General features: G+C 49.1%; 23 protein-coding genes. 5 read left to right on the top strand and 18 right to left on the bottom strand.

All coding sequences use genetic code 11. From position 1 onward, the window contains the following. Nucleotides 1-9 precede the first annotated feature (9 nt). Complete coding sequence (locus Mpt1_RS03445) at nucleotides 10-1,695, top strand: glutamate--tRNA ligase (protein ID WP_048112180.1); 1,686 nt, start codon at nucleotides 10-12, stop codon at nucleotides 1,693-1,695. Here the strand turns inward: Mpt1_RS03445 and Mpt1_RS03450 are convergent, their stop codons facing one another. Beyond that, the gene (locus Mpt1_RS03450; RefSeq protein WP_048112182.1) at nucleotides 1,696-2,358 is read right to left on the bottom strand and encodes a metal-dependent transcriptional regulator; all 663 of its coding nucleotides are present in this window, start codon (nucleotides 2,356-2,358) and stop codon (nucleotides 1,696-1,698) included. Nucleotides 2,359-2,459: 101 nt separating this feature from the next. Beyond that, nucleotides 2,460-3,008, bottom strand: a complete 549-nt coding sequence (locus Mpt1_RS03455; protein ID WP_052399271.1) for a flavodoxin family protein — start codon at nucleotides 3,006-3,008, stop codon at nucleotides 2,460-2,462. An 83-nt stretch (nucleotides 3,009-3,091) separates the two neighbouring features. Here Mpt1_RS03455 and Mpt1_RS03460 point away from each other — a divergent pair, with 83 nt between their 5' ends. After that, a complete protein-coding gene (locus tag Mpt1_RS03460; RefSeq protein ID WP_048112184.1) occupies nucleotides 3,092-3,496 on the top strand; it encodes a winged helix-turn-helix transcriptional regulator in 405 nt (134 codons plus the stop codon). 13 nt (nucleotides 3,497-3,509) lie between these two features. Here Mpt1_RS03460 and cfbA read toward each other — a convergent pair whose 3' ends face one another. The 15 genes from cfbA to cobI form a co-directional block, all read right to left on the bottom strand. After that, on the bottom strand, nucleotides 3,510-3,896 hold the full coding sequence (gene cfbA / locus Mpt1_RS03465; RefSeq protein ID WP_052399272.1) for a sirohydrochlorin nickelochelatase: 387 nt from the start codon (nucleotides 3,894-3,896) through the stop codon (nucleotides 3,510-3,512). Nucleotides 3,897-3,898: 2 nt separating this feature from the next. After that, complete coding sequence (locus tag Mpt1_RS03470; protein WP_048112185.1) at nucleotides 3,899-4,651, bottom strand: uroporphyrinogen-III synthase; 753 nt, start codon at nucleotides 4,649-4,651, stop codon at nucleotides 3,899-3,901. Continuing rightward, on the bottom strand, nucleotides 4,648-5,385 hold the full coding sequence (gene cobA, locus Mpt1_RS03475; RefSeq protein ID WP_048112187.1) for a uroporphyrinogen-III C-methyltransferase: 738 nt from the start codon (nucleotides 5,383-5,385) through the stop codon (nucleotides 4,648-4,650). Before cobA ends, Mpt1_RS03470 begins: the two co-directional genes overlap by 4 nt. Next, a complete protein-coding gene (locus Mpt1_RS07280; RefSeq protein ID WP_052399273.1) occupies nucleotides 5,382-5,699 on the bottom strand; it encodes a hypothetical protein in 318 nt (105 codons plus the stop codon). Before Mpt1_RS07280 ends, cobA begins: the two co-directional genes overlap by 4 nt. Continuing rightward, entirely contained in the window at nucleotides 5,647-6,243 is a 597-nt protein-coding gene (gene hemC, locus Mpt1_RS03480; protein WP_158386744.1) for a hydroxymethylbilane synthase, read from the bottom strand. The genes Mpt1_RS07280 and hemC overlap by 53 nt, the downstream gene beginning before the upstream one ends. After that, on the bottom strand, nucleotides 6,240-7,490 hold the full coding sequence (locus tag Mpt1_RS03485; protein ID WP_048112189.1) for an aspartate aminotransferase family protein: 1,251 nt from the start codon (nucleotides 7,488-7,490) through the stop codon (nucleotides 6,240-6,242). The genes hemC and Mpt1_RS03485 overlap by 4 nt, the downstream gene beginning before the upstream one ends. Beyond that, nucleotides 7,487-8,455 (bottom strand): porphobilinogen synthase, encoded by a 969-nt coding sequence (hemB, locus tag Mpt1_RS03490; RefSeq protein ID WP_048112191.1) that lies wholly within the window; start codon nucleotides 8,453-8,455, stop codon nucleotides 7,487-7,489. The genes Mpt1_RS03485 and hemB overlap by 4 nt, the downstream gene beginning before the upstream one ends. After that, nucleotides 8,455-9,693, bottom strand: a complete 1,239-nt coding sequence (gene hemA / locus Mpt1_RS03495; RefSeq protein WP_048112192.1) for a glutamyl-tRNA reductase — start codon at nucleotides 9,691-9,693, stop codon at nucleotides 8,455-8,457. The genes hemB and hemA overlap by 1 nt, the downstream gene beginning before the upstream one ends. Continuing rightward, the gene (locus Mpt1_RS03500) at nucleotides 9,690-10,304 is read right to left on the bottom strand and encodes a precorrin-2 dehydrogenase/sirohydrochlorin ferrochelatase family protein (RefSeq protein WP_048112193.1); all 615 of its coding nucleotides are present in this window, start codon (nucleotides 10,302-10,304) and stop codon (nucleotides 9,690-9,692) included. Before Mpt1_RS03500 ends, hemA begins: the two co-directional genes overlap by 4 nt. A 202-nt stretch (nucleotides 10,305-10,506) precedes the next feature. Continuing rightward, nucleotides 10,507-11,265, bottom strand: a complete 759-nt coding sequence (locus Mpt1_RS07445) for an ABC transporter permease (protein WP_082007238.1) — start codon at nucleotides 11,263-11,265, stop codon at nucleotides 10,507-10,509. Then, nucleotides 11,265-12,122, bottom strand: a complete 858-nt coding sequence (locus Mpt1_RS03520) for an ABC transporter ATP-binding protein (protein WP_048112206.1) — start codon at nucleotides 12,120-12,122, stop codon at nucleotides 11,265-11,267. The genes Mpt1_RS07445 and Mpt1_RS03520 overlap by 1 nt, the downstream gene beginning before the upstream one ends. 21 nt (nucleotides 12,123-12,143) lie before the next feature. Then, nucleotides 12,144-12,767 (bottom strand): precorrin-8X methylmutase, encoded by a 624-nt coding sequence (locus tag Mpt1_RS03525; RefSeq protein ID WP_048112216.1) that lies wholly within the window; start codon nucleotides 12,765-12,767, stop codon nucleotides 12,144-12,146. Between the two features lie 12 nt (nucleotides 12,768-12,779). Beyond that, a complete protein-coding gene (gene cobJ, locus Mpt1_RS03530; protein ID WP_048112217.1) occupies nucleotides 12,780-13,514 on the bottom strand; it encodes a precorrin-3B C(17)-methyltransferase in 735 nt (244 codons plus the stop codon). After that, nucleotides 13,511-14,275, bottom strand: a complete 765-nt coding sequence (gene cobM, locus Mpt1_RS03535) for a precorrin-4 C(11)-methyltransferase (protein WP_048112219.1) — start codon at nucleotides 14,273-14,275, stop codon at nucleotides 13,511-13,513. The genes cobJ and cobM overlap by 4 nt, the downstream gene beginning before the upstream one ends. After that, nucleotides 14,272-14,979, bottom strand: a complete 708-nt coding sequence (cobI, locus tag Mpt1_RS03540) for a precorrin-2 C(20)-methyltransferase (protein WP_048112221.1) — start codon at nucleotides 14,977-14,979, stop codon at nucleotides 14,272-14,274. Before cobI ends, cobM begins: the two co-directional genes overlap by 4 nt. 259 nt (nucleotides 14,980-15,238) lie before the next feature. Here cobI and cbiD point away from each other — a divergent pair, with 259 nt between their 5' ends. Genes cbiD through cobK form a run of 3 tightly spaced genes read left to right on the top strand, consistent with a single transcriptional unit; the run spans nucleotide 15,239 to nucleotide 19,468 of the window. Continuing rightward, entirely contained in the window at nucleotides 15,239-16,417 is a 1,179-nt protein-coding gene (gene cbiD, locus Mpt1_RS03545; RefSeq protein ID WP_048112223.1) for a cobalt-precorrin-5B (C(1))-methyltransferase CbiD, read from the top strand. Beyond that, nucleotides 16,414-17,454 (top strand): cobalt-precorrin 5A hydrolase, encoded by a 1,041-nt coding sequence (locus Mpt1_RS03550; protein ID WP_048112224.1) that lies wholly within the window; start codon nucleotides 16,414-16,416, stop codon nucleotides 17,452-17,454. Before cbiD ends, Mpt1_RS03550 begins: the two co-directional genes overlap by 4 nt. Before the next feature lies 1 nt (nucleotide 17,455). Continuing rightward, entirely contained in the window at nucleotides 17,456-19,468 is a 2,013-nt protein-coding gene (cobK, locus tag Mpt1_RS03555; RefSeq protein WP_048112227.1) for a precorrin-6A reductase, read from the top strand. Nucleotides 19,469-19,523: 55 nt separating this feature from the next. On the opposite strand, the gene Mpt1_RS03560 is transcribed toward cobK, so the two are convergent. Then, a complete protein-coding gene (locus Mpt1_RS03560) occupies nucleotides 19,524-20,807 on the bottom strand; it encodes a serine hydroxymethyltransferase (RefSeq protein ID WP_048112229.1) in 1,284 nt (427 codons plus the stop codon). Nucleotides 20,808-20,944 lie beyond the last annotated feature (137 nt).

Below are 20,944 nucleotides of genomic sequence, written 5' to 3' on the forward strand. Positions count from 1 at the left end.
TCAGCACTTATGTCTGACGACCGCACCGAGGCACTGATCCGGAAATATGCACTGCAGAACGCAGTATTCTTCAAAGGCACCGCCAATTCCAAAGCTGTCGTAGGAAAGGTGCTGAGCGAAAACCCGGAGCTCAGGAGCAAGGCCGGAGAGCTTACTCCTTTGATCGAATCCATAACTGCAGATGTGAACAAGATGTCTTTGGAGGAACAGACAAAAATGCTTTCGGATATCGATCCTTCGCTGATGGTCAAAGAAAAGAAAGAAAGAATATACCTTCTTCCCGAGCTCAGGAACGCCGTTGACGGAAAGGTAGTGATGAGGATCGCCCCGGGTCCTTCCGGACCACTGCATATCGGACACACACGGGTTTCAATACTCAACGACGAATATGTAAAAAGATACAACGGTAAACTGATTATAAGGTATGAGGACACCAACCCGGAGAAAATAGACCCTGACGCATACAGAATGATCTCGGAGGATCTCGACTGGCTGGGGGTAAAGATACACGAAAGCATCACTCAATCAGACAGGTTCGAGATCTATTACGAGATCACAAGAGAACTGATCGATAAAGGACACGCATACGTCTGCACCTGTAAGGGCGACGATTGGAGGGAGATGAAAGAGGATGAGAAGGAGTGCCCATGCCGCAGCCTCCCCATAAATGTTCAACTGGAAAGATATGATAAACTGCTTAACGGAGAATACGGCGAAGGAGATGCCGTTGCCGTTGTGAAAACGGAGCTTGATCATCCCAACCCAGCCATCAGGGATTTCGTTGCGTTGAGGGTAGTAGACCATCCTCATCCGAAAACGGGGGACAGATACCGTGCATACCCGATGATGAATCTGTCTGTTGCGATAGACGATCATCTTCTCGGTGTTACCCACGTCATACGCGGAAAGGACCACCTGAACAACACTCTCAGACAGGAATACATCTTCAATTACTTCGGCTGGAAAAAACCTGAGTACTACCATTATGGTTTGGTGAACATACCGGACGCTGTTCTGAAGACATCGTTGATCAAAGAAAGCATCCGCTCGGGAGAGTACAGCGGATGGGATGATGTCAGAACTGGAACTGTAAGAGCCATCGAAAGAAGAGGGATCAGGCCGGAAGCGGTCAGGAGATATTGGGTCGAGAGCGGAATAAAATCAGTCGACATTCAATTTTCTTGGGACAACCTTTACGGAATGAACCGCGACATCATCGATGATATTTCAAACAGGTATTTCTTCGTAGCCGACCCGGTAAAATACAACATCGAAGGCGTTGAAACAATTGACGGTCATGCACCGCTCCATCCCGATCACCCGGAGAGAGGTAGCAGGAATTACCGCCTTAGCGGGAAAAAGACCGTGTCGATCTCGTCCGAGGATTCGAAGGTTTTTGCAGAGCACAAACTCATAAGACTGAAAGACCTCTGCAATCTTGAGTACGGCACACCGGCAAAATTCGCAGGCAATGACCTGTCTTTGTTAAAGAAGGGTGCCAAGGCTGTTCAGTGGGTGGGGAAGAACGGGATCAAAACAGAATTGTACATGCCTGACGGAAGCATTATACATGGGATGGCCGAAGATGCGATCCTGAAGGAGAGCAAAGATACGGTCCAGTTCGAGCGTGTGGGCTTCGTCAGGATCGAGGCTAAGAAAGACAATGGAATAAGAGCGATATTCACACACCGCTGATCATTCGCTTGTGTCGATAAAAACAGACGATGCCAGATCTGCCGGCAGAGCTACCACGGACTCCCCAAGATCGACAATGGTGACGTTGTTGCTGTACGGGTCCGGATCCATTGTGAGCTTGCGCCCGGGTATGAATCCCATCATCATCAGCTTCTTGATTACCTTCGAATCATTGTTCTTAAGGTGGGATATCACCCCGTGTTCTCCGGGATTCAGATCCGACAGAGACGCTGTTATGCGGATCCCTTCCGATAACACGGCATTGCATGGTGTGGAACAGCTCTGACAATCGCTGTCGACCTGTATTCCCAGCATCTGGCACATCTTGATGGCCGATTCCTCGGATAATGCATGCTCCAGCCTACATGCCTCATTATGTGCCGTTGTTTTATCCACATTCAGGAAATTTATCAAGAAGTTCTCTAACACATGATGCTTCTTCCGAATGACCCTTGCATAATCAAGACCCTCTTCGGTCAGTTTCACACCGTGGTATTTCTCATATTCAACAAGCCCTTCGCTCGAAAGGATCTTAAGCATCTCTGTAACACTGGCGGGTGCGATATTCATATATGACGCCAATTCGGTGGTTCTTGTGGCATTCTCGCCCTCTGTCAGCCTGAGTATGTTGATGAGATAATCCTCACGATTCTGGGTGGTCATCAGTTCAATATCTTCTGGAAGGTAGATAAAAGTTAGGAATATCGCTTTTAGATCATATTCAAAAGGTTTGGCTGCCCCGCCGCAATGCGGGGCAGTCTTGATCAGAGTTTCTTGCCGATTGCGGCAGCCTCGTCGAGGATGGCTTTGTTCTTCGATGCCTCGTCCGGGGCGTTGCCGCCTGTGAATACCATCTTGCCGACTGACACGAACTTGAAGTAGTTAACCATACTCTTCTCCAACTTATCAGCCAACGCTTTTGCACCGTCGACGCCGCCTCCGCAGCTGACCACAACGGCGAGTTTCTTCCCTGGATCTATATTTGATGCCATTCCGGCTCCTAGGAAGCTGTAGAATCTATCCTGGAAGAGTCTGAACTGTCCACAGGCCTCTCCGAAGTAGTCCGGGGTTGAAAGGATCACTCCTTCAGCTTTCCTCATCTCATTCAGGATCTCGGCATGGTCATCTTTCACCACACAGCCGACGCTCTTCTTGCAGCCCATGCAAGCTTGGCAGCCTTTCGCATTGGAAAGTTTGTTAAGATAGTAAATTTTAACATCCTTTCCGTTCTTTTTTGCTGCATCGGTCATTGCCCCCACTATCGCATTCGAATTGCCTTTTCTAGGACTGGCTACTATAGCTACTATTGACATAATATCGCCACTATCAAAATGATAGTTAAAGTATATAATTATTGTTAGTTAATAATAAATATCAAAATTGTATAGTTATTGTCATGGGGAACAAATCTAATGCGCCAAGGATGGATTGCGCCTTGGATGCGGCGATGGCTGTCATAGAGGGAAAATGGAAAGCTGCGATACTCTGCAAACTTTGTGTGAAGGGCACCTTACGTTTCAACCAGCTGATGAAAGAGCTTGAGGTCGTTTCACCGAGAATACTCACAAAACAGCTGAGAGAGATGGAGAAAGATGGGCTTATAATCAGGGCCGTCAAATCAGAGATACCTGTGGGTGTAGAATATTCAATTTCCGAAAAAGGATTGACACTGATCCCGGCATTGAAGATCCTCGCCGAATGGGGAGTGAACAACGTTCTCAGATACAACGTTAAACTTGATGACAGCATTATCCTACCCCACAAAGAAGACCAGAGTCCGTTTCGCTCAGCAGATGCTTAATAGGATCGATGGCTCATTTCATACTGTTGACCTTTTCTATCAGTATCTCTGTGATCTTCGGGTCATCTCCGATCGGAGTGGCGTACTTCACTTTCATCATCCTGCCGTTTATCTTTACGGAGCCGCGTGTGCCATTCTCGGGCACCCCTATCTTTTCGGGTATATCTTTTGTAAGGTGTATGCCTGATGCTATGAAAAGCGGCAAAGCGGTTATCGTATCCACTCCGTCCGCAGCCATTCTCTCCAACGTCTCCTCGATCGACGGTAGCGATATCTCATTGAATCCGATGTAGACGTTCTTGAATCCTTTCTCCCTCATGCGTTTAGCATGAAGTTCCATTATCTCTTTGTTGAAGTTCAATTTCGAGCCGTGTCCGATTATGATTATTCCTTCTTTCATTCTTACATCTCCGTCATCTTCTTTATTGCGGCGATCATTTCCTCGAACGTCGCCTTGACCGGAACTATATCTGCCCATATCCCGAGTGATGCCAGCATATCAGTTGTTGGTTTTCCTATGGCGGCGACCTTTGATCTTTTGAACATATCTTTGGCATCTATCCCTCTTTTCTCCGCCGCCTCGACAAAAGAACTTGCAGAGAGCGGGCTTGTGAATGCGAACACATCTACCTTGCCAAGCCTTCCCGCATCTAATATCTTATTCAGATGCTTCGGGTCGACAGGCTTCAGACTGTATGCGATGAAATCCACGACCTCTGCGCCCATGGCCCTGAGGCCTTCGTCCAGGACGCGTGAGCCATGGTCCGACCTTATAAGTATTATCTTCTTTCCCTTCACAGAGCCGTGCAGATGCTCCACTATGCCTTCGGAACTATATTCTGAAGGCATTGTGTCCGTGGCCACTCCGAGACGCTCCAGAGCTTTCGCCGTCCCCGGCCCGATGGAAAGTATGTGTGCATCTCTCATCGAATCTTTGAAAATGGGTGATCTTCCGCACTCCTCTGCGGATGTGGGGGATGTGAACACCACAACGTCGTTCTCGCTTATTGTACGGAACAACTGCTCCATATCTTGGATACTGCATGGGATTATCTCCAGAGATGGAGCGGCCATCACGGTGAATCCCGCGGCCTCTGCTGCCTTTATCGATTCTTTAAGTCTTCTTTCGGGTCTCGTAAAGGCAATTACTGTCAATACAGGTCCCCCAGAACGCTCCGCTGTGTCACCACATCTCCGATGAGGATTATCCCCGGGGCCTTCATCTCCTTTATTTTTATCATCGAAGCCAGCTCGGACAGCGTGGATACCTCCGTCCTGTAACGACCGCGCTCATTCACAACGGCTGCCGCAGGTGTATCTCTTTTCATCCCTCCTTCCATCAACTCAAATGAGATGCGCTCTGCGTTGCTCATTCCCATCAAAATAACAATGGTCCCGTCCGTTTTTGCAAGTTTTCTCCAGTCGACCTTATCCTCAGAGCGGTCGGCCCTTTCGTGGCCTGTGGCGATAGTCACATAGGAGGCGTTGTCTCTGTGCGTGAGCGGTATCCCGGCAAGTTCCGGCACGGATATCGACGATGACACACCCGGAACAACGTGCACTTCGATCCCGGCCTTCCTAAGCTCGGCGACCTCCTCGGCCCCTCTTCCGAAAAGGAACGGATCCCCTCCTTTCAAACGGACCACGTCCTTTCCTTCGCTCGCAAGTCTGACCAATGTCTCATTGATCTCTTCCTGGGTCATCTTATGGTTTCCGCCGCGTTTGCCAGCGTCGATCAGCTCGGCACCCTTACACTCCTTTAAGATATCTGGGTCTATGAGCGCATCGTGCACGACCGTTTTTGCTGATCTCAGCAGTTCCAGTCCCCTGACCGTGATCAGACCTATGCCTCCGGGTCCGGCCCCTACAAGATATACTTTTCCTTTCATTGAACCGCCCCCTTCAATATTGCTGCGATGTGCTCAAGTTCGGACAATTTATATTTAGCCGATAACACGGAGTCATACTTCCTTATTGTTTCCCCATCAAAGAACGTCGCCCTTATTCTCAATCCGTCTTCCTGTTTTTTTGCGTTTATTCCGATCGGTGACGAACATATACCGCCCATGATCCTCATGATCTTCCTCTCTGCTTCCGTCTCCGTCCTTGCGTCCTTGTCATCGATCTTGCCGAGGGTCTCTACGATTTTCTCATCGGACGATCTGCAGGCGATCGCGATCGCGCCCTGCCCGGGCAGGCACAAAATCGTCCAGTTCGAGGGTGTGCATCTCTCTTCTTATACCGAGACGCTCAAGTCCGGCCTTTGCCAATATTATCGCATCGTATTTTCCGGAATCGAGTTTTCTCAGTCTCGTATCGATATTTCCCCTCAACCCCACCACTTCAAGGTCGGGGCGGACGCTTTTCAGGATGAAATTCCTCCTTACGGAAGATGACCCTACGACCGCTCCGTAAGGGAGGTCTTCAATGCGCATCGGCAGGATGACATCCTCAACGGGAGCCCTCGGAAGTACGGCACCTATTATTATCTCGGTTCCTCTGAACACCGGCATATCCTTCATTGAATTTACCGAAACGTCAATATCTCCTGCTAGAAGGGCGTTATCCAGTTCCCTCACAAATGCTCCGTACCCTCCCATATCTTTCAGTTCGGTCGTTTGGTCTATATCGCCGGATGTTTTGACAGCCTTCACTTCCATCTTCTCATCCGAAACGGCGGCCATCAGCTCCATAAAAATGTCGGTCTGAGCAAGTGCCAGTCTGCTGTCCCTTGTTCCTATTATCAAAAGATGCACCTCATGTTCTTATCGAATTCTTCGGCGATCTTTTTCAATGCAGGCCCATGTTCGGTCGAGAGGAAGCTTACTTCGAGTGCCGACGGCGGCAGATATACTCCTGCGTCCAACATGAGTTTGAAAAGCCCGAAAAACGTTTTCCTGTCGCACTTCAATGCGTCTGCCGCATTGCGAACAGAATCCACTCCGAAAAATATCTGGAACATCGATCCGACAGAGTTGATCGTCGCCGGGATATTGTTATCCTCTATCGAGTCGGATAAAGATGATGCGAGCTCAGAACCCATCTTGTTCAATGCGGCGTACCGTTCACGTGTCATCTCTTTCAGCGTAGCCGTTCCGGCCACGGCTGTCAGCGGGTTCCCCGAGAACGTGCCTGCCTGGTACACAGTTCCCGCCGGAGAAAGGTTCTGCATTATTTCTTTTCGTCCTGCCAAAGCTCCTGCGGGAAGTCCCCCTCCCATTATCTTTCCCATTGTGCATAGGTCAGGGATGACATTGTACAGTTCCTGCGCCCCGCCTGCAGAAAGTCTGAATCCTGTGATCACCTCGTCAAAGATCAGGAGAACTCCGTTTTTCTTGGTGATCTTCCTTATTTTCTGCAGATAATCTTTCTTTGGTGGCACTATTCCTACATTCCCAAGTACCGGCTCCATTATGACCGCGGCAATGTCGTCGTTTTTCTCAAGCATGGATTCCATCTGTTCCTCTGAGTTGTACTCGACAACATAGGTACAGGATGCCGTCTCCGAAAGTATCCCGTTCTTCAGCGACCGCTGCGTATTGTCGGAGAGGACGGCATCATGCGAGCCGTGGAACCCTCCGTTCATCTTTACTATGCCACGTTTACCGGTGTAACCTCTGGCCAGGCGTATGGAATGCATCGTTGCCTCTGTTCCGGAGTTCACCAGACGGACCATTTCGGCACACGGCATTCTTTTTGAGATCTCTTTTATCAGTTCCCTTTCCTGAGGCGAAGGCGTACCGAACACCGTCCCCCTTTCAGTCTGTTTTTCAACAGCCGACACGACCGCCGGATGGGAATGTCCCAGTATCAGTGGGCCGTATGCCATGCACAGGTCCACATACTCGTTCCCGTCAACATCGGTCACACTGCATCCCTTCCCGCTTGCCATATATACGGGGCTGGGTTCGAACGCTCTGACGGGACTCGATACGCCACCGGGGGTCAGATCCCGCATCTCCTGATGATAGCGGAACGATGTTCCCCTGTTCATTTCTTCAGCTCCTTCAGAACCTCTTCGGCGAAATAAGTTATCAAAATATCCGCACCGGCCCTTTTTATGGATATCAGTGATTCCATCATTGTCCTGCGCTCATCCAGCCAACCGTTTGCGGCCGCTGCCTTGATCATGGCATACTCGCCCGAGACCTGATACGCCGCGATCGGAATACAAAGTTCATTCTTTGCCTGCTTTATCACATCGAGATATGGCATTGCCGGCTTTACCATTATTATGTCCGCTCCCTCTTCGATATCTCTGCGCATCTCGGTCATCGCTTCTCTTCCGTTTGCCGGGTTCATCTGATAGGTCTCTCTTCCGTAAGCTGAGGGCGCGGAGTGAGCTATATCTCGGAAAGGACCGTAGAACCCGCTGCAGAATTTTGCGCTGTACGCCATGATCGGGACCTCTTTGTGCCCGGAATCGTCCAGCGCCTCTCGTATATTCATTATCTGACCGTCCATCATTCCGCTGGGAGCGATCATGTGCGCACCTGCGTCTGCGAGAGATTCTGCGATCTTTCTGTATTTGATCAATGTGAGATCATTGTCGACGCCGTGTTCACACACTATCCCGCAGTGCCCGTGGTCGGTATATTCACACATACAGAGGTCGGCTGCCACGAGCAGGTCTGAGGTAGATTCGATCTTCCTTATTGCGCTTTGCACCACACCGTTCTTCGCGAATGCACCGGATCCCTCCGCATCCTTACGTCTGGGTATTCCGAAGAGCATGACCGCATTGATCCCCGCAGAGTACAGCCTTTCTGACACCTCTGCAGCTTTGCTCAGAGGGTATGTCGGAACACCTGGCATTGAATCAGTATATTTGATGGAGTCCAAAGACTCATCGAAGAACAACGGGAGCATAAGGTCGTTCGGATGCAGCCTTGTCTCGGTGAGCATGTTCCTTATCATTTCATTCGAGCGTCTGCGCCTCATCCTGTCAGTTGGGAACATTATTTCACCTCCAGTCCGAAAAGATATTTTGCCGCATCGATGATATCGTACTCTCCGTTGACCGAAGAGTTCCTGAGCTGCTCATATGCGTCAAAAAGTAACTTTGACACTATCGCCCTCGACATGTCCTCAAACACTTCGTCTATATCAGCGGTTACAGCCCTTTTCTTTGCCCTCAATAATTCTTCTTCTCTTATGGCCGCCGCTTTCCTGCTTATCTCTCCGATGATATTGTCTGCCTTTTCCGTCAGGTGGTCAACGTCCATCTTGGCGATCTCCTCGCTGACGATACGTTCGGCCTCCGTGATCTCGGACATCCTTTTCATCATGTTCTCTGCGGCCACTCCCTGGAGTCCGTCCATTGATTCCAATGATATCCCGGGGATCTCTCCAACGCTGCTGTCTACGTTCTTTGGTACAGAAACATCCACGATCAAAAGTGGTCTTCTGCGGTTCCCCGCCGATCTTATCGTCTCGGGAAAGATCAGTGGGTGCGGCGCCTTGGTGGCAACGAACATCACATCGCTGTCGGCGATAGCCGATGGGAGATAATCCAAGCTGAAGGCCGTGCCTCCGGTCATGATCGCAAGCTCCGATGCTCTGTTGAATGTGCGGCTTGACAGGAATATGGCACTTGTGCCCTTATCCATAAGGGCCTTTGCTATCGTTGTAGCAACGCTTCCCGCGCCTATTATAGTGATGGTCTTGTCTTTCAATCCGCCTACTCTCTTCTCTGCCAATTCCACCGCTGCGGACCCGACAGATAACGAACAGTCGCTTATGCGTGTCTTTGCCCTTACTCTCTTACCTAACGCAAGAGCCCTGTCGAAAAGCTTTGATAGGTATTTGGAAACGTGCCCTTCCACCTTTGCCCTCACATATGCATCTCTGACCTGCCCCTGTATCTGGTCCTCGCCAACAATGAGAGAATCAAGGCCGCATGATACTCTGAAAAGGTGTCTTATGGATTCTTTTCCCTGAAGAATGAACGGTATGTTCTGTTCTTTCGAACGGGGGACCGTGTTCTGTACAAATGATTCTAACTCTTTCCTCACCGTTTCAACATTGTCCGTCCCGACATATATCTCAAAACGGTTGCACGTTTTCAGCATAACGTATTCATTCTCTCTGGTCGTGCTCACAAGATACTTAGGGATGTTGGATTCCATCACCTGAGCGATGTTGCTCATGGCTTCGACGCCTGCGCATGAATGGGTTACGTGGAGACTTATTATCACTTCGGCACCCCCAGCTCTTTGACCCTGTCCGTTGCGGATAATACGTCCCCGTCTGCGGCATATCTCCTCACTTCAGGATCGTGGGCCACTCTTTTCAGGAATTCGGAACGTTTCTTCTGTGTTCCTTTACCGGCGCACATGATCCTTGCTTCAAATAAAATGTCATACATTGCGTCAAATCTCCCGTCCAGAAAGGTCTCAAGCTCTTCTACAACGAAAGGAGGGAATGCCGGAAGCTTTCCGTTCGTTGAAACTGTGACCAAATATCTCCCTCTGTCCAGAACTGACGGTATCAGTATGTTGCCTCCGCCGTGGGCGGAATTGATGTAGAGGCCTTGGCTCAAAGCGTGATCTCTTATCTCAGAATTCATTGTTTCGTTGTCTGTGGCCATGACCGTGATATCGAAATCACTCATCATTTCACATATTTCGAGTACGGTCACCCTCTTTTTTATTACATTTTTGGCAACGTCCGCTATCCCCTCCATGGTCTTTTCCGCTATCACGGTTATATCTGCGCCTTCAAAATGCATGCACTTCCGAAGGGCTACCGGCCCTCCGCCTACAACAAGCACCCTGAGGCCATCTGGGGATACCAACAGAGGGATCATTACACCTGCGCCTCCAGGCAGAATGCGATCTTTTCCTTTTCATTTATCATTTAATGTCACTTGGATGTATTATCCAACTATGAAAAGCATTCTTTATATTTATATTGGATGTATACTCCAATATACTGATACTTATTAACTTTCTTCTTTTAAGTCTTTGAAGGGAGTCAATGGTTCGGATGTGTTCCGAATTGCACTTTCTTCAAACTTTCTTTATCTTTATCAGATACACATTGATAGAGAAGAAAGCTACGCAGAAGCATAACAACACAAAGAGAGACATCCAGGGAAAATCCCAACCTAAGGATGATGCTCTTGCAGTAACGCTTGAATGCGTAAGAGGCAGCGCATACAGTACAGCCTTGAACACTGACGGAAGTCCGTCGACCGCAAAGAAGGTGCCGCAAAGGAAGGTCATCGGGAGGATCACCAGATTGCTGAACAATGCTATTGCCTGATGCGTGTTCGCCAAAAAGGCTGCGGTAACACCCAAGAATGCAAAGGTAAAACATGACAGAAGGATGGAAATTGCAAAAAGAGGAGTGAAATGCAGATGTTCCGGGGACAATGCGATCCCTATCGCAAATATTATGCCGCTGCTGATCAACCCTCTGATCACTCCGTGCATAGACTTCCCCAGCACTACGGCGGGTATGCTCACCGGACACATCAAGGTCTCATCCAAAGAACGATAGTATAAGCGCTGGACGTTAAGTCTTGTGGAAACAGCGGAGAATGATGCAGATAATGAAGACAGCGCCGCGATACCCGGTATGATGAACGCAATGTACGGGATGCCGTCGACATCGATGTTCTTCACCATCCCGAGTCCGAAGCCGAATGCCAAAAGATACAGCAAAGGACTCATTATTGTCGAGACAGAGATGTTCAGTAGATTGTGCCTCATGAATCTCAGGTCCCCCCACATAACGTAGTAGATCTCTTTCAAGAACCCTAACATCAGTCCTCACCCACTTTCTTACCTGTGAGTTCCACGAAACAGTCCTCCAGGCTGGTGTTCCTTATCAGCACGGTATTTCTGTCTCCGAGGGTGGAAACAAAATCATTGGCTTCGTTCCTGGATCGAAAATACCGATAGTGGGTCTTGTGATCCTGACCATAGTACTCCACGGCGGTGGATCCTATTCTGTTGCAGAGATCTGAGGGTGCACCGTATGCTATCAGTTTACCCTTATCTATTATCCCTACCGTATCACACAATACCTCGATCTCTTCTATGTAATGAGAAGTAAGGAATATTGTTGTGCCGTTGTCATTCAGTTGCCTGATCAGGTCCCAAAGAAGTCTTCTGGCCTGAATATCCAGCCCGGCTGTGGGTTCATCCATGAAAAGCACTTTCGGTTCGTGTATCAGCGAACATACGATTGCGGCCCTTTTCTTCCATCCCCCGGACAGAGAATCCACTGTACGCTCCATGTATTCTTCAAGACCGACATGTTTTGCCAGCGTCTCTATTTTTGTCTTCCTTTCCTTTGGAGGTATCTTTTGAAGCATCGCATGGTGCATCATGTTCTCTCTGATCGTCAGATCTTTGTCTAAGCTGATATGCTGCTGAATTACCCCCATCAGCTTCTTCGCTTCCTTTGGATTTTTCAGCACATCGTATCCTCCGACGGATATCTCGCCCTCGGAAAAACTGGTAAGCGTCGAGATCATCCTCACTGTTGTTGTCTTTCCGGCGCCGTTCGGTCCGAGGAACCCGAAGATCTCACCTTCGGCCACTGTAAGATCCAGACCATCCACCGCTGTCTCGTCCCCATATTTTTTTACGAGCCCTTTGACAACTATTATGTCCACAAAACACCTGCCTTAGTGTATTCAGTCTTTGTAGTATATCATTGCATTGCATATAGTGGCGGCGATGTTGCTGCCGCCCTTCCTTCCTTTTGCGACAATGTACGGGATATCGAGTTCCATTATCATCTCTTTCGATTCCACGACGTTCACAAAGCCGACAGGTACACCTATGATCAGGTCCGGCCTTATTTTCCCGGCCTTTATCAGATCATACAAAGCTATCAGAGCTGTGGGGGCATTGCCGCATGCGATCACCAGCGGGCCTTTGATGTTCGCCGCCTTTTCCATTGATACTGTCGCTCTCGTGCAGTTCCTTGATTTAGCTTCAGCGATAACATCCTCATCACTGATGAAACACTTTACAGAGCCGCCGTAGCTTTCGACCTTGGCCTTATTGATGCCGGCTGAGGCCATCTTCGTGTCGGTGACTATCGTTGCCCCTTTCCTGATGACCGATACTCCTATCTTCTCTGCACCGTCTGAGAAAACAAGATTGTCAGCATAATCGAAATCCGCCGAAGTGTGGATACACCTTTTTACAATAGAGAACTTTGGTTCCGGCCATGTCCTTCCGTTAAGCTCGGAAGTTATTATTTCCATACTTCTTTTCTCTATTTCTTCCGGTTTCATTATCTCATAGACCATTTTCTCAACTCCTTATATCTTATATCCTCTCGGGGTGATCATCCTGCCATCCGAAACATATGTCTGGCTGTTGCCTATTACGACCGTACAGAACATGTCCACCTGAGCATAATCTATCCTGCTCATGGTCGTGATCGTTATCTTTTGATCCTTTCTGCCTATATTCCTTACGATGCCCACGGGAGTATCTCCGGAACGGTACTTAAGCAGGACGCTCACTGCATGTTCCAGATAGTCGGTTCTGCTCTTGCTCTTTGGATTGTAAAATGCGATAACCATGTCCCCTATCCCCGCGCAGTCCACTCTCTTCATGATGAGATCAAAAGGCGTCATCAGGTCGGAGAGGCTTATAAGTGCCAGATCGTGCATCAGCGGGGCCCCTAACAAAGATGCCGCAGATGAGGCGGCGGTTATTCCGGGAACTGTTTCTATATCTATTTCAGCGCCCATCTCGTCTGCGATCTGGTATACGATCCCCGCCATCCCGTATATCCCGGAGTCGCCGCTGCTTACCATTGCGACGTTCTTCCCGGACATGGCATCTTCTACTGCCATCCTGCATCTCTCGACCTCTTTCATCATGCCGGTGCTTTTGTAGATCTTGCCGGGAAAGAATTCTTTCAGGATGTCGATGTATGTAGTGTAGCCGGTCACTATATCCGCTTCCTCAATGGCGCTTGCCGCCCTGAACGTCATATCCTCTTTGCTTCCTGGACCGAATCCTACAACGGTGAGTTTTCCTTTCATTCTTCTTTCACAGCCCCTTTTCTGTATCCGGTAGTGAAATATTTGTCATATAGTTTGGACAAACTGTACTCGTCGCCGAGGAATCCACCCACTACCGTGAGTGCGGTCTTCTCGATCTTTGCGTCTTTTACCTTCTGCGCAAGGTCTGTAAGGTCCCCGATGACGATCTTTTGGTCCGGCCACGTTGCTTTGTATACGACCGCGGCAGGTGTATTCGGGTCATAACCTCCCTCGATAAGCGTTGAGCAAAGCTCCTCGATGAATCCGATGCTGAGGAAGATTATCATTGTGGAGTTGTGCCTCGCAAGCTCTATCAGTTTCTCTTTCGGAGGCACCGGCGTACGCCCCTCCATTCTCGTGAGGATGATCGTTTGGCTTACATCCGGCAAAGTATATTCCTTCTTGAGAACGGCTGCGGTAGCAAGGAAAGAGCTCACTCCGGGAACGACCTCATACTCGATCCCAAGCTTATCGAGCCTGTCCATCTGTTCCCTGATAGCCCCATATATCGCAGGGTCCCCTGTATGGACCCGCACTACCCTGAGGCCTTTGTCTGTGGATTCTTTGATCACATCAATGACCTCGTCCAAATTCATGTATGCGCTGTCATGGATGACGGCGGAAGGTTTCGAACCGCTCAGAACATCCGGATTAACGAGCGATCCCGCAAATATTATCACGTCCGCTTCGTTTATCAATCTTCTTCCCTTGACAGTTATCAATTCCGGGTCGCCGGGACCGGCGCCAATGAAATACATCATCTTACTGTTCCCCCATTCTTCTTTATTATCACTGTAGTGAAGTAACCGTACTTTCTCTCCGGGTCGAACTTCCCTATGTATTGATCTTTCATGCTGACATTGCTGACCACGACGGCATTCTCGTGGGGTATTCCGAGTTCGTTCATCATTGAAGCCAGCGTCCTCATTGAATTGAATGCCTTCATCACAACGATGTTGTCAAAATCCCTCAGTGCTTTGAACACCTTGTCGCCCCCTTTGGCCATCGGTACGATCGCCAGTCCTTCGTTATCGATGACAAGCGGGATGTTCGCTTCCGCCGCACCGGTGCAGAATGAGGTCACTCCGGGTATGGTCTCCGTCTCATACCCCATTTCGGATATGTCCATGCTGACATGCATATACGTGCTGAACACGGTAGCATCCCCCAGGTTGATCATGGAAACATCTCCCTCATCGAGCAAAGAGGCGACCTTCTTTACCGCTTCCTTGTAGTTGCTCTCTCTGACGGAGGGGTCTGGACTCATTTCGAAAAGTATGCCTTCAATGCGCTTTCCGGAAAGGTCTATCGCTCCTTTGACAATGTTCAGCGCGGTGCTCTCCTCTCCGCGTTCCCGTACGGGGTATGCGATAACATCTGACGACTCAATGCACCTTTTTGCCTTTATCGTGATCAGTTCGGGATCTCCCGGTCCGACGCTTACGCCATAGAGTTTGCCTGCCATGCTATTTCCAAGCCATGGATATCCTTTCAAGTATTATAACTTGGCATATACATCCAATTCAATATGACCATTTTTATGGTGGAATATACATCTACAAAGAGGATGAAAACGCCCTGATCACAACAATAAACATTACATCGGCAAAAATAATGCCGTTTTTCTACTGTAGTTGTTCATATCTCTCCTTCCGAAAACAAAAAAATTACCAAGTATTATAAGTTGGCACATACATCCAACATCAAGAATTCAGTGAGTGCATATGCCTGCGATCTCGTTAGCGGAGAAGGGTAAAAAGAACAACGACGTGTACGTGGTCGTCAATAAAAAAAAATTGAGATGCGGCTATACCACCGGTTCGTGTGCCGCCGCAGCCTCTAAGATGGCCGCTATAATACTGTTAGGCGGAGAAAAAGAAGATTTTGTTGAAATAGTCACGCCCGCAGGGACATGTCTCTCCCTTGAGATCGAACACGTCCATTCTTTTGGCGATCGCGTGGCGTGTGCTGTCAGGAAGGACGGGGGTGATGATGTCGACGCCACTCACGGCATACTAATATACTCAACGGTCTCGAAAAGAAATGACGGAGAGATCGTGATAGACGGCGGGGAAGGTGTCGGAAGAGTAACAAGAAAGGGGCTTGATCAGCCGGTGGGGAACGCTGCGATAAACTCTGTTCCCAGAAGCATGATCAAAGAGGCCCTGGAGGACGTCTGCGAGAGTCTCAACCACAAAGGCGGATTGACCGCATTGATCACCGTTCCCGAAGGATTCACCGCATCAAAGAAGACGTTCAACCCCCGGCTTGGCATCATCGACGGCATATCCATACTCGGCACCACCGGGATAGTGGAGCCTATGAGCGAAACGGCGCTGGTGGATACAATTAAGGTCGAGCTGAACATCAAAAAAGCCAACGGGGACGAGAATGTTCTGGTAGTTCCTGGCAACTACGGCAAACATTTTTACGAAGAGACCGAAAGTGAAGACGGAGATCGGGCGGTCAAATGCAGCAATTTCATCGGCGAGACCATAGATCACGCTTCGGCCCTCGGCTTCAAGGGATTACTTCTCATCGGGAACTTGGGCAAGATGGTCAAACTTGCGGGGGGAATAATGAACACTCACTCACGATGGGCAGATTGCAGAATGGAAATATTATCTGCAAACTCTCTGTTGGCCGGGGCAGACGCAAAGACCGCTGCGAAAATAATGTCGTGCGTGTCGACCGATGATGCTTTGGACATACTGAACGACGCGGGCGTCGTGGAAAATACTATGAGAGAGATAATGAAAAAAATAGATTTTCATCTGAACCACAGAGCCAGAGACGGAATGCAGATAGAATGCGTGGTATTCTCTTCTAAGTACGGAAAGCTGGGGGAGACGCATGGGGCAGAAGAACTCCTGCAAAAGATAAGGGAGCATGCACACAAATGAAAATAAGAATGATCGCTTTTTCCAGAAGAGGCTGTGTTCTAGCACAGAAAATATGTGAAACACTGGACGGCCATGACTGCGAAATTTATTCTAAAACCTCATCGGATGCCGAAGGAACGATCAAGGTGGATGGCCCTGCGACGGCCTGGACGGAAGAATCGTTTAAAGTGTCCGATGCGATAATATTCATCGGTGCGACGGCGATAGCGGTCAGATACATAGCCCCGTTCCTGAAAAGCAAAACTTCGGATCCGGCCGTGATATCTGTGGATGAGATGGGAAAGTTTGTGATACCTCTGCTCTCCGGGCACATCGGCGGAGCGAACGACCTTGCCGAGAAGATCTCCGAAGGAATAGGTGCGGTCCCCATAATAACTACCGCAACGGATATCCACGGAAGATTTTCGGTCGATTCGTTTGCGGTAAAGAACAATTTGCATATCGGAAGTATGTCCGCGGCAAAAGACATATCGTCACAGATCGTTGATGATAAAAAAGTGGGGCTGGTTTCCGATGTTCCCATTTTGAACGGTGTGCCGCCGGAACTTGATCTCAACGGGAACGAAGACACGGGGATATTCATTTCATATTGTGCATCGAAGGGGCCATTCAAAAGAACTTTGAAACTGACCCCGAGATGCCATGTTCTCGGCATAGGATGCAGGAGAGGTGTTCCGGCGGACAGGATAGAGGTTCTCGTTGATGAGACACTGAAAAAAGAGAATATCTCGATCAAAAGTGTAAGAGCGGTAGCAAGCATCGACCTGAAAAATGATGAGCCGGGACTGAAAGAGTTCACCGATAAGATAAAAGCGGAGTCTCTGTTCTTTTCATCGGACGAGCTCGGGTCGCTTCCTGACATAGGATTCACGGCATCAGAAAGGGTGAAGACCGTCACGGGCGTGGACAACGTCTGCGAAAGAGCTGCATATGCGGCATCGAAGAACGGAGCAATGGTAGTAAAAAAGACCTCCAAAGACGGAGTTACGCTTGCAGTCATACGGGAGCCCGTGTGCTTGGATCTGATGAGGTGGTAAATTGCGGAACAAAGAGAGAGTCATATTGTTCGCGGGTACAACCGAAGGAAGAAGGATCGCACAATATCTAGATAATGCGGGCATAGATGTGTTAGCATGCGTGGCAACAGAGTTCGGGAGACAGTTCATTAAAGAAAGCGACCATGTTAAGGTCTCGTCGGAAAGGCTTGGCGGAGAAGGCATGAGGCGCATCATGAAAGAGGGCTGCTCATGCGTGATCGACGCTACCCATCCCTATGCCACCGTCATCACTGGAAAGATAAAAGAAGCCTGCGAAGAAACAGGCTCAGAATATATCCGCCTGATAAGATCCAAGAGCCGCGAATATGATGACATCACCATAGTGCCAGACGTCGCATCGGCAGTCGATCTTCTGAAAAACACCGAGGGGAACATCCTCGTTACGACGGGGAGCAAAGAGCTCGAGAAATACACTTCGATCGAAGATTATCAGAATAGGGTGTTCGCGAGGGTCCTCTCAATGCCAAATGCCTCGGAATCGTGTGCAAGATTGGGGTTCCAAGGGAGGAACCTGTTCTGTATGCAGGGGCCGTTCTGTGAAGAACTGAACTACGGCCTTCTGAAACAGGTCGATGCAAAATACATTGTAACAAAGGACTCTGGGGAACCTGGAGGATTTGAAGATAAGATCAGAGCTGCCCGCCGTGCGGGAACAAAGATAGTCTTGGTCGCAAGGCCGGAGGAAGATGATGGCTATTCGTTCGATGAGGTCATCAAGATGCTGAACAAAAAGTTCGCTATCCGCTCTATCCGGAAAGAGCCGCAATCTGAACGCAGAGTATCTGTGATAGGAATAGGCATGGGGAACGAGGACACGCTAACGATAGGTGCCAGAAGAGCTATCGATGAGGCCGACCTTCTTATCGGAGCAGATAGGATGATCAGATCCGTGTCTACCGGACAGGACTCATTTATTGAGTACAGGGCGGAGCAGACGATCACGTACATAAACGAACACCCCGAGTATGAAAGGATCGCCGTGCTGGTCTCCGGTGATGTCGGGTTCCAAAGCGCAGCGAAGAAGATAATCGAGAAGATCGATACTTCCGTATTTGAACTGGATGTCAAATGCGGCGTCTCTTCTGTTTCCTATTTGTGCTCACGTATCGGCTCATCCTGGGATGATGCATACCTTATGAGCTCGCACGGAAAGGAATCGAACATAGTCGGTGCCGTTCGCAGGCACAAAAAGGTGATATCTCTTCTTGACGGGGACAAAGGCGTTAGAGCAATGTGCAAAGACCTTGTCGAATACGGGCTTGACGGCGTCGAAGTTAAAGTAGGGCAGGATCTGGGTCAGGAAAATGAGAAGATAACGATGGGGAAACCGTCTGAACTCCTGGAAATGACATTCGGAACGCTTTGCATCGCAATGATCGAGAATCCGGACGCCGACGGCAGGAACCCGATCGGGATACATGATGATCTTTTTATAAGAGGTGATGCACCGATGACCAAGGAGGAGGTCAGGTCTTTGTCGATCGTCAAGCTCAAACTAGAGAGTGGATCGGTGCTGTACGATGTCGGTGCCGGGACCGGGTCTGTGGCAGTAGAATCTGCGCTGACTATACCGAACGGAAAGGTGTTTGCGATAGAGAAAGAGGAAGACGCCGCAGCCCTTATCGAACAGAACAAAAAGAAGTTCATGGTTCCAAACCTTGAGGTTGTAAGAGGCCTTGCGCCCGATGTTCTTAATGACCTTCCGGCGCCCACTCACGTTTTTATCGGAGGATCCTCCGGAAACCTCAAAGAGATAATGGAGGTCTGTCTGAGAAAGAACCCAATGGTGAGATTCGTCATCAACGCAATTACGTTGGAGACCGTATCCGAGATGATAAAGTGTTTTGCCGAGTTGGATGTGAAAGAGGGCGATATCATTTCAGTCAATATCGCCAGATCCAAAAAGGCCGGCAGGTATCACCTCATGAACGCACAGAATCCTATCTACATCGGCGTCTGCGTCGGAAATGCGGACAAAGATTGTTCCGGCTGATCGATTAGCATCAAAAAATAATTAAATGGCACTTTCGTGCCATTTGATTGTTTGTTCAAGGTACAAGTTTATGATACTTGTATGCCGGCTCTCCTTCGTTGAAACAGTACTTTATCTTGGTAAAGTTCTTCTTGAGAGCCTTCACATCCTCTTTCACTTTCTTCGGGTCCTCTTTCTTCTTGACCACCCGCGCAACGAGTTTGGCGACTTCTTTCATCTCGCTTTCTTTCATGCCTACTCTGGTAAGCTCCTGTGCGCCGAACCTTAAGCCTGAAGGCTTTACAGAGCTGGTATCGCTGGGAAGCATGTTCTTGTTGCAGATTATGTTCGCATCCTCGAGAAGCTGGGCGCAGTCCTTTCCGCCGCCGAATTTTGACACGTCCAACGCAATTGCGTGAGACCTCGTGAACCCGAGGTCGGGGCAGAGCACCGGGATACCCTCGGCATAAAGCGCTTCACCCAACGCTCTTGCGTTCTTGCAGGTCTGCGCGGCGTAGTCCTTTGCGAATACCTGCATCTCCGCAAGCGTCATCGCCAATGCCGCCATTGCATGAAGGTGGTGGCTTGATGTTACTCCGGGGAACACCGCTTTCTGGATCTTCTTCTCCTCTTCTTCGGTCAGGTTGGCGCCAAGGATCATTCCGTGGTTGGGGCCGGGGAAGGTCTTATGGGTCGATGATGAAACGATGTTCACGCCGTCTTCGAACGGTTTGTGGAACTTCCCTCCCGCGATAAGGCCGAGAACGTGCGCACAGTCCTCCCATACAAGACAGTCTATTTCGTTGAAAGTATCCATGAGCTCCTTTATCGGAGGAGGGAAAAGGAAAACAGAAAGACCGAATTGAGCGATCTTGGGTTTTTCTTTCTTCAGTACTTTTATCGCACCGTCCACATCTATGTTCATGTCCTCGACGTTGAAGGGGTAGTTCACAGAGCGTATCCCCCTCTGACCGAACGCACCGAACTCACAAGTGGATATGTGTGCACCTTGTGCGAGAGCGCATGTTGTTATTGTGTCGCCGGGGTTTGCAAAGGCAAAAAGAACGGCCATGTTAGCGACCGTTCCGGAGACCGGCCTGACGTCGGAGAATTCCGCTTCGAACAATTTCTTTGCTAACTCCATCGCTTTCAGTTCTACCTGGTCAACGTAAATGTTCCCCTGGTAGTATCTCTTTCCGGGGAGGCCTTCTGCATATCTGTCAGCAAAATCTGAGATGAGGATTTCTTTCGCAAGCGGGCTCATCAGATTCTCGGAAGCGATCATGGGAATGCATTCTTCGAACCACTTGTTGTGTTCCATTACTTTCTGCCTGATAAATCGGCCGTCGTCTGTCATCATAGTAATCTGTCACCTTGAATGCTATTTGTGTAAAAAAGATTGCCTTCTTTTTAATGTTAACAGCCTTTTTGACGATGGGAGGAAAAATACATCGGCCTAACCGAATTTGAATATGATCGGAGGAGGGCGGGCCTCCT

Source organism: Candidatus Methanoplasma termitum, from assembly GCF_000800805.1.
In the GTDB taxonomy this organism is placed as follows: Archaea; Thermoplasmatota; Thermoplasmata; order Methanomassiliicoccales; family Methanomethylophilaceae; genus Methanoplasma; species Methanoplasma termitum.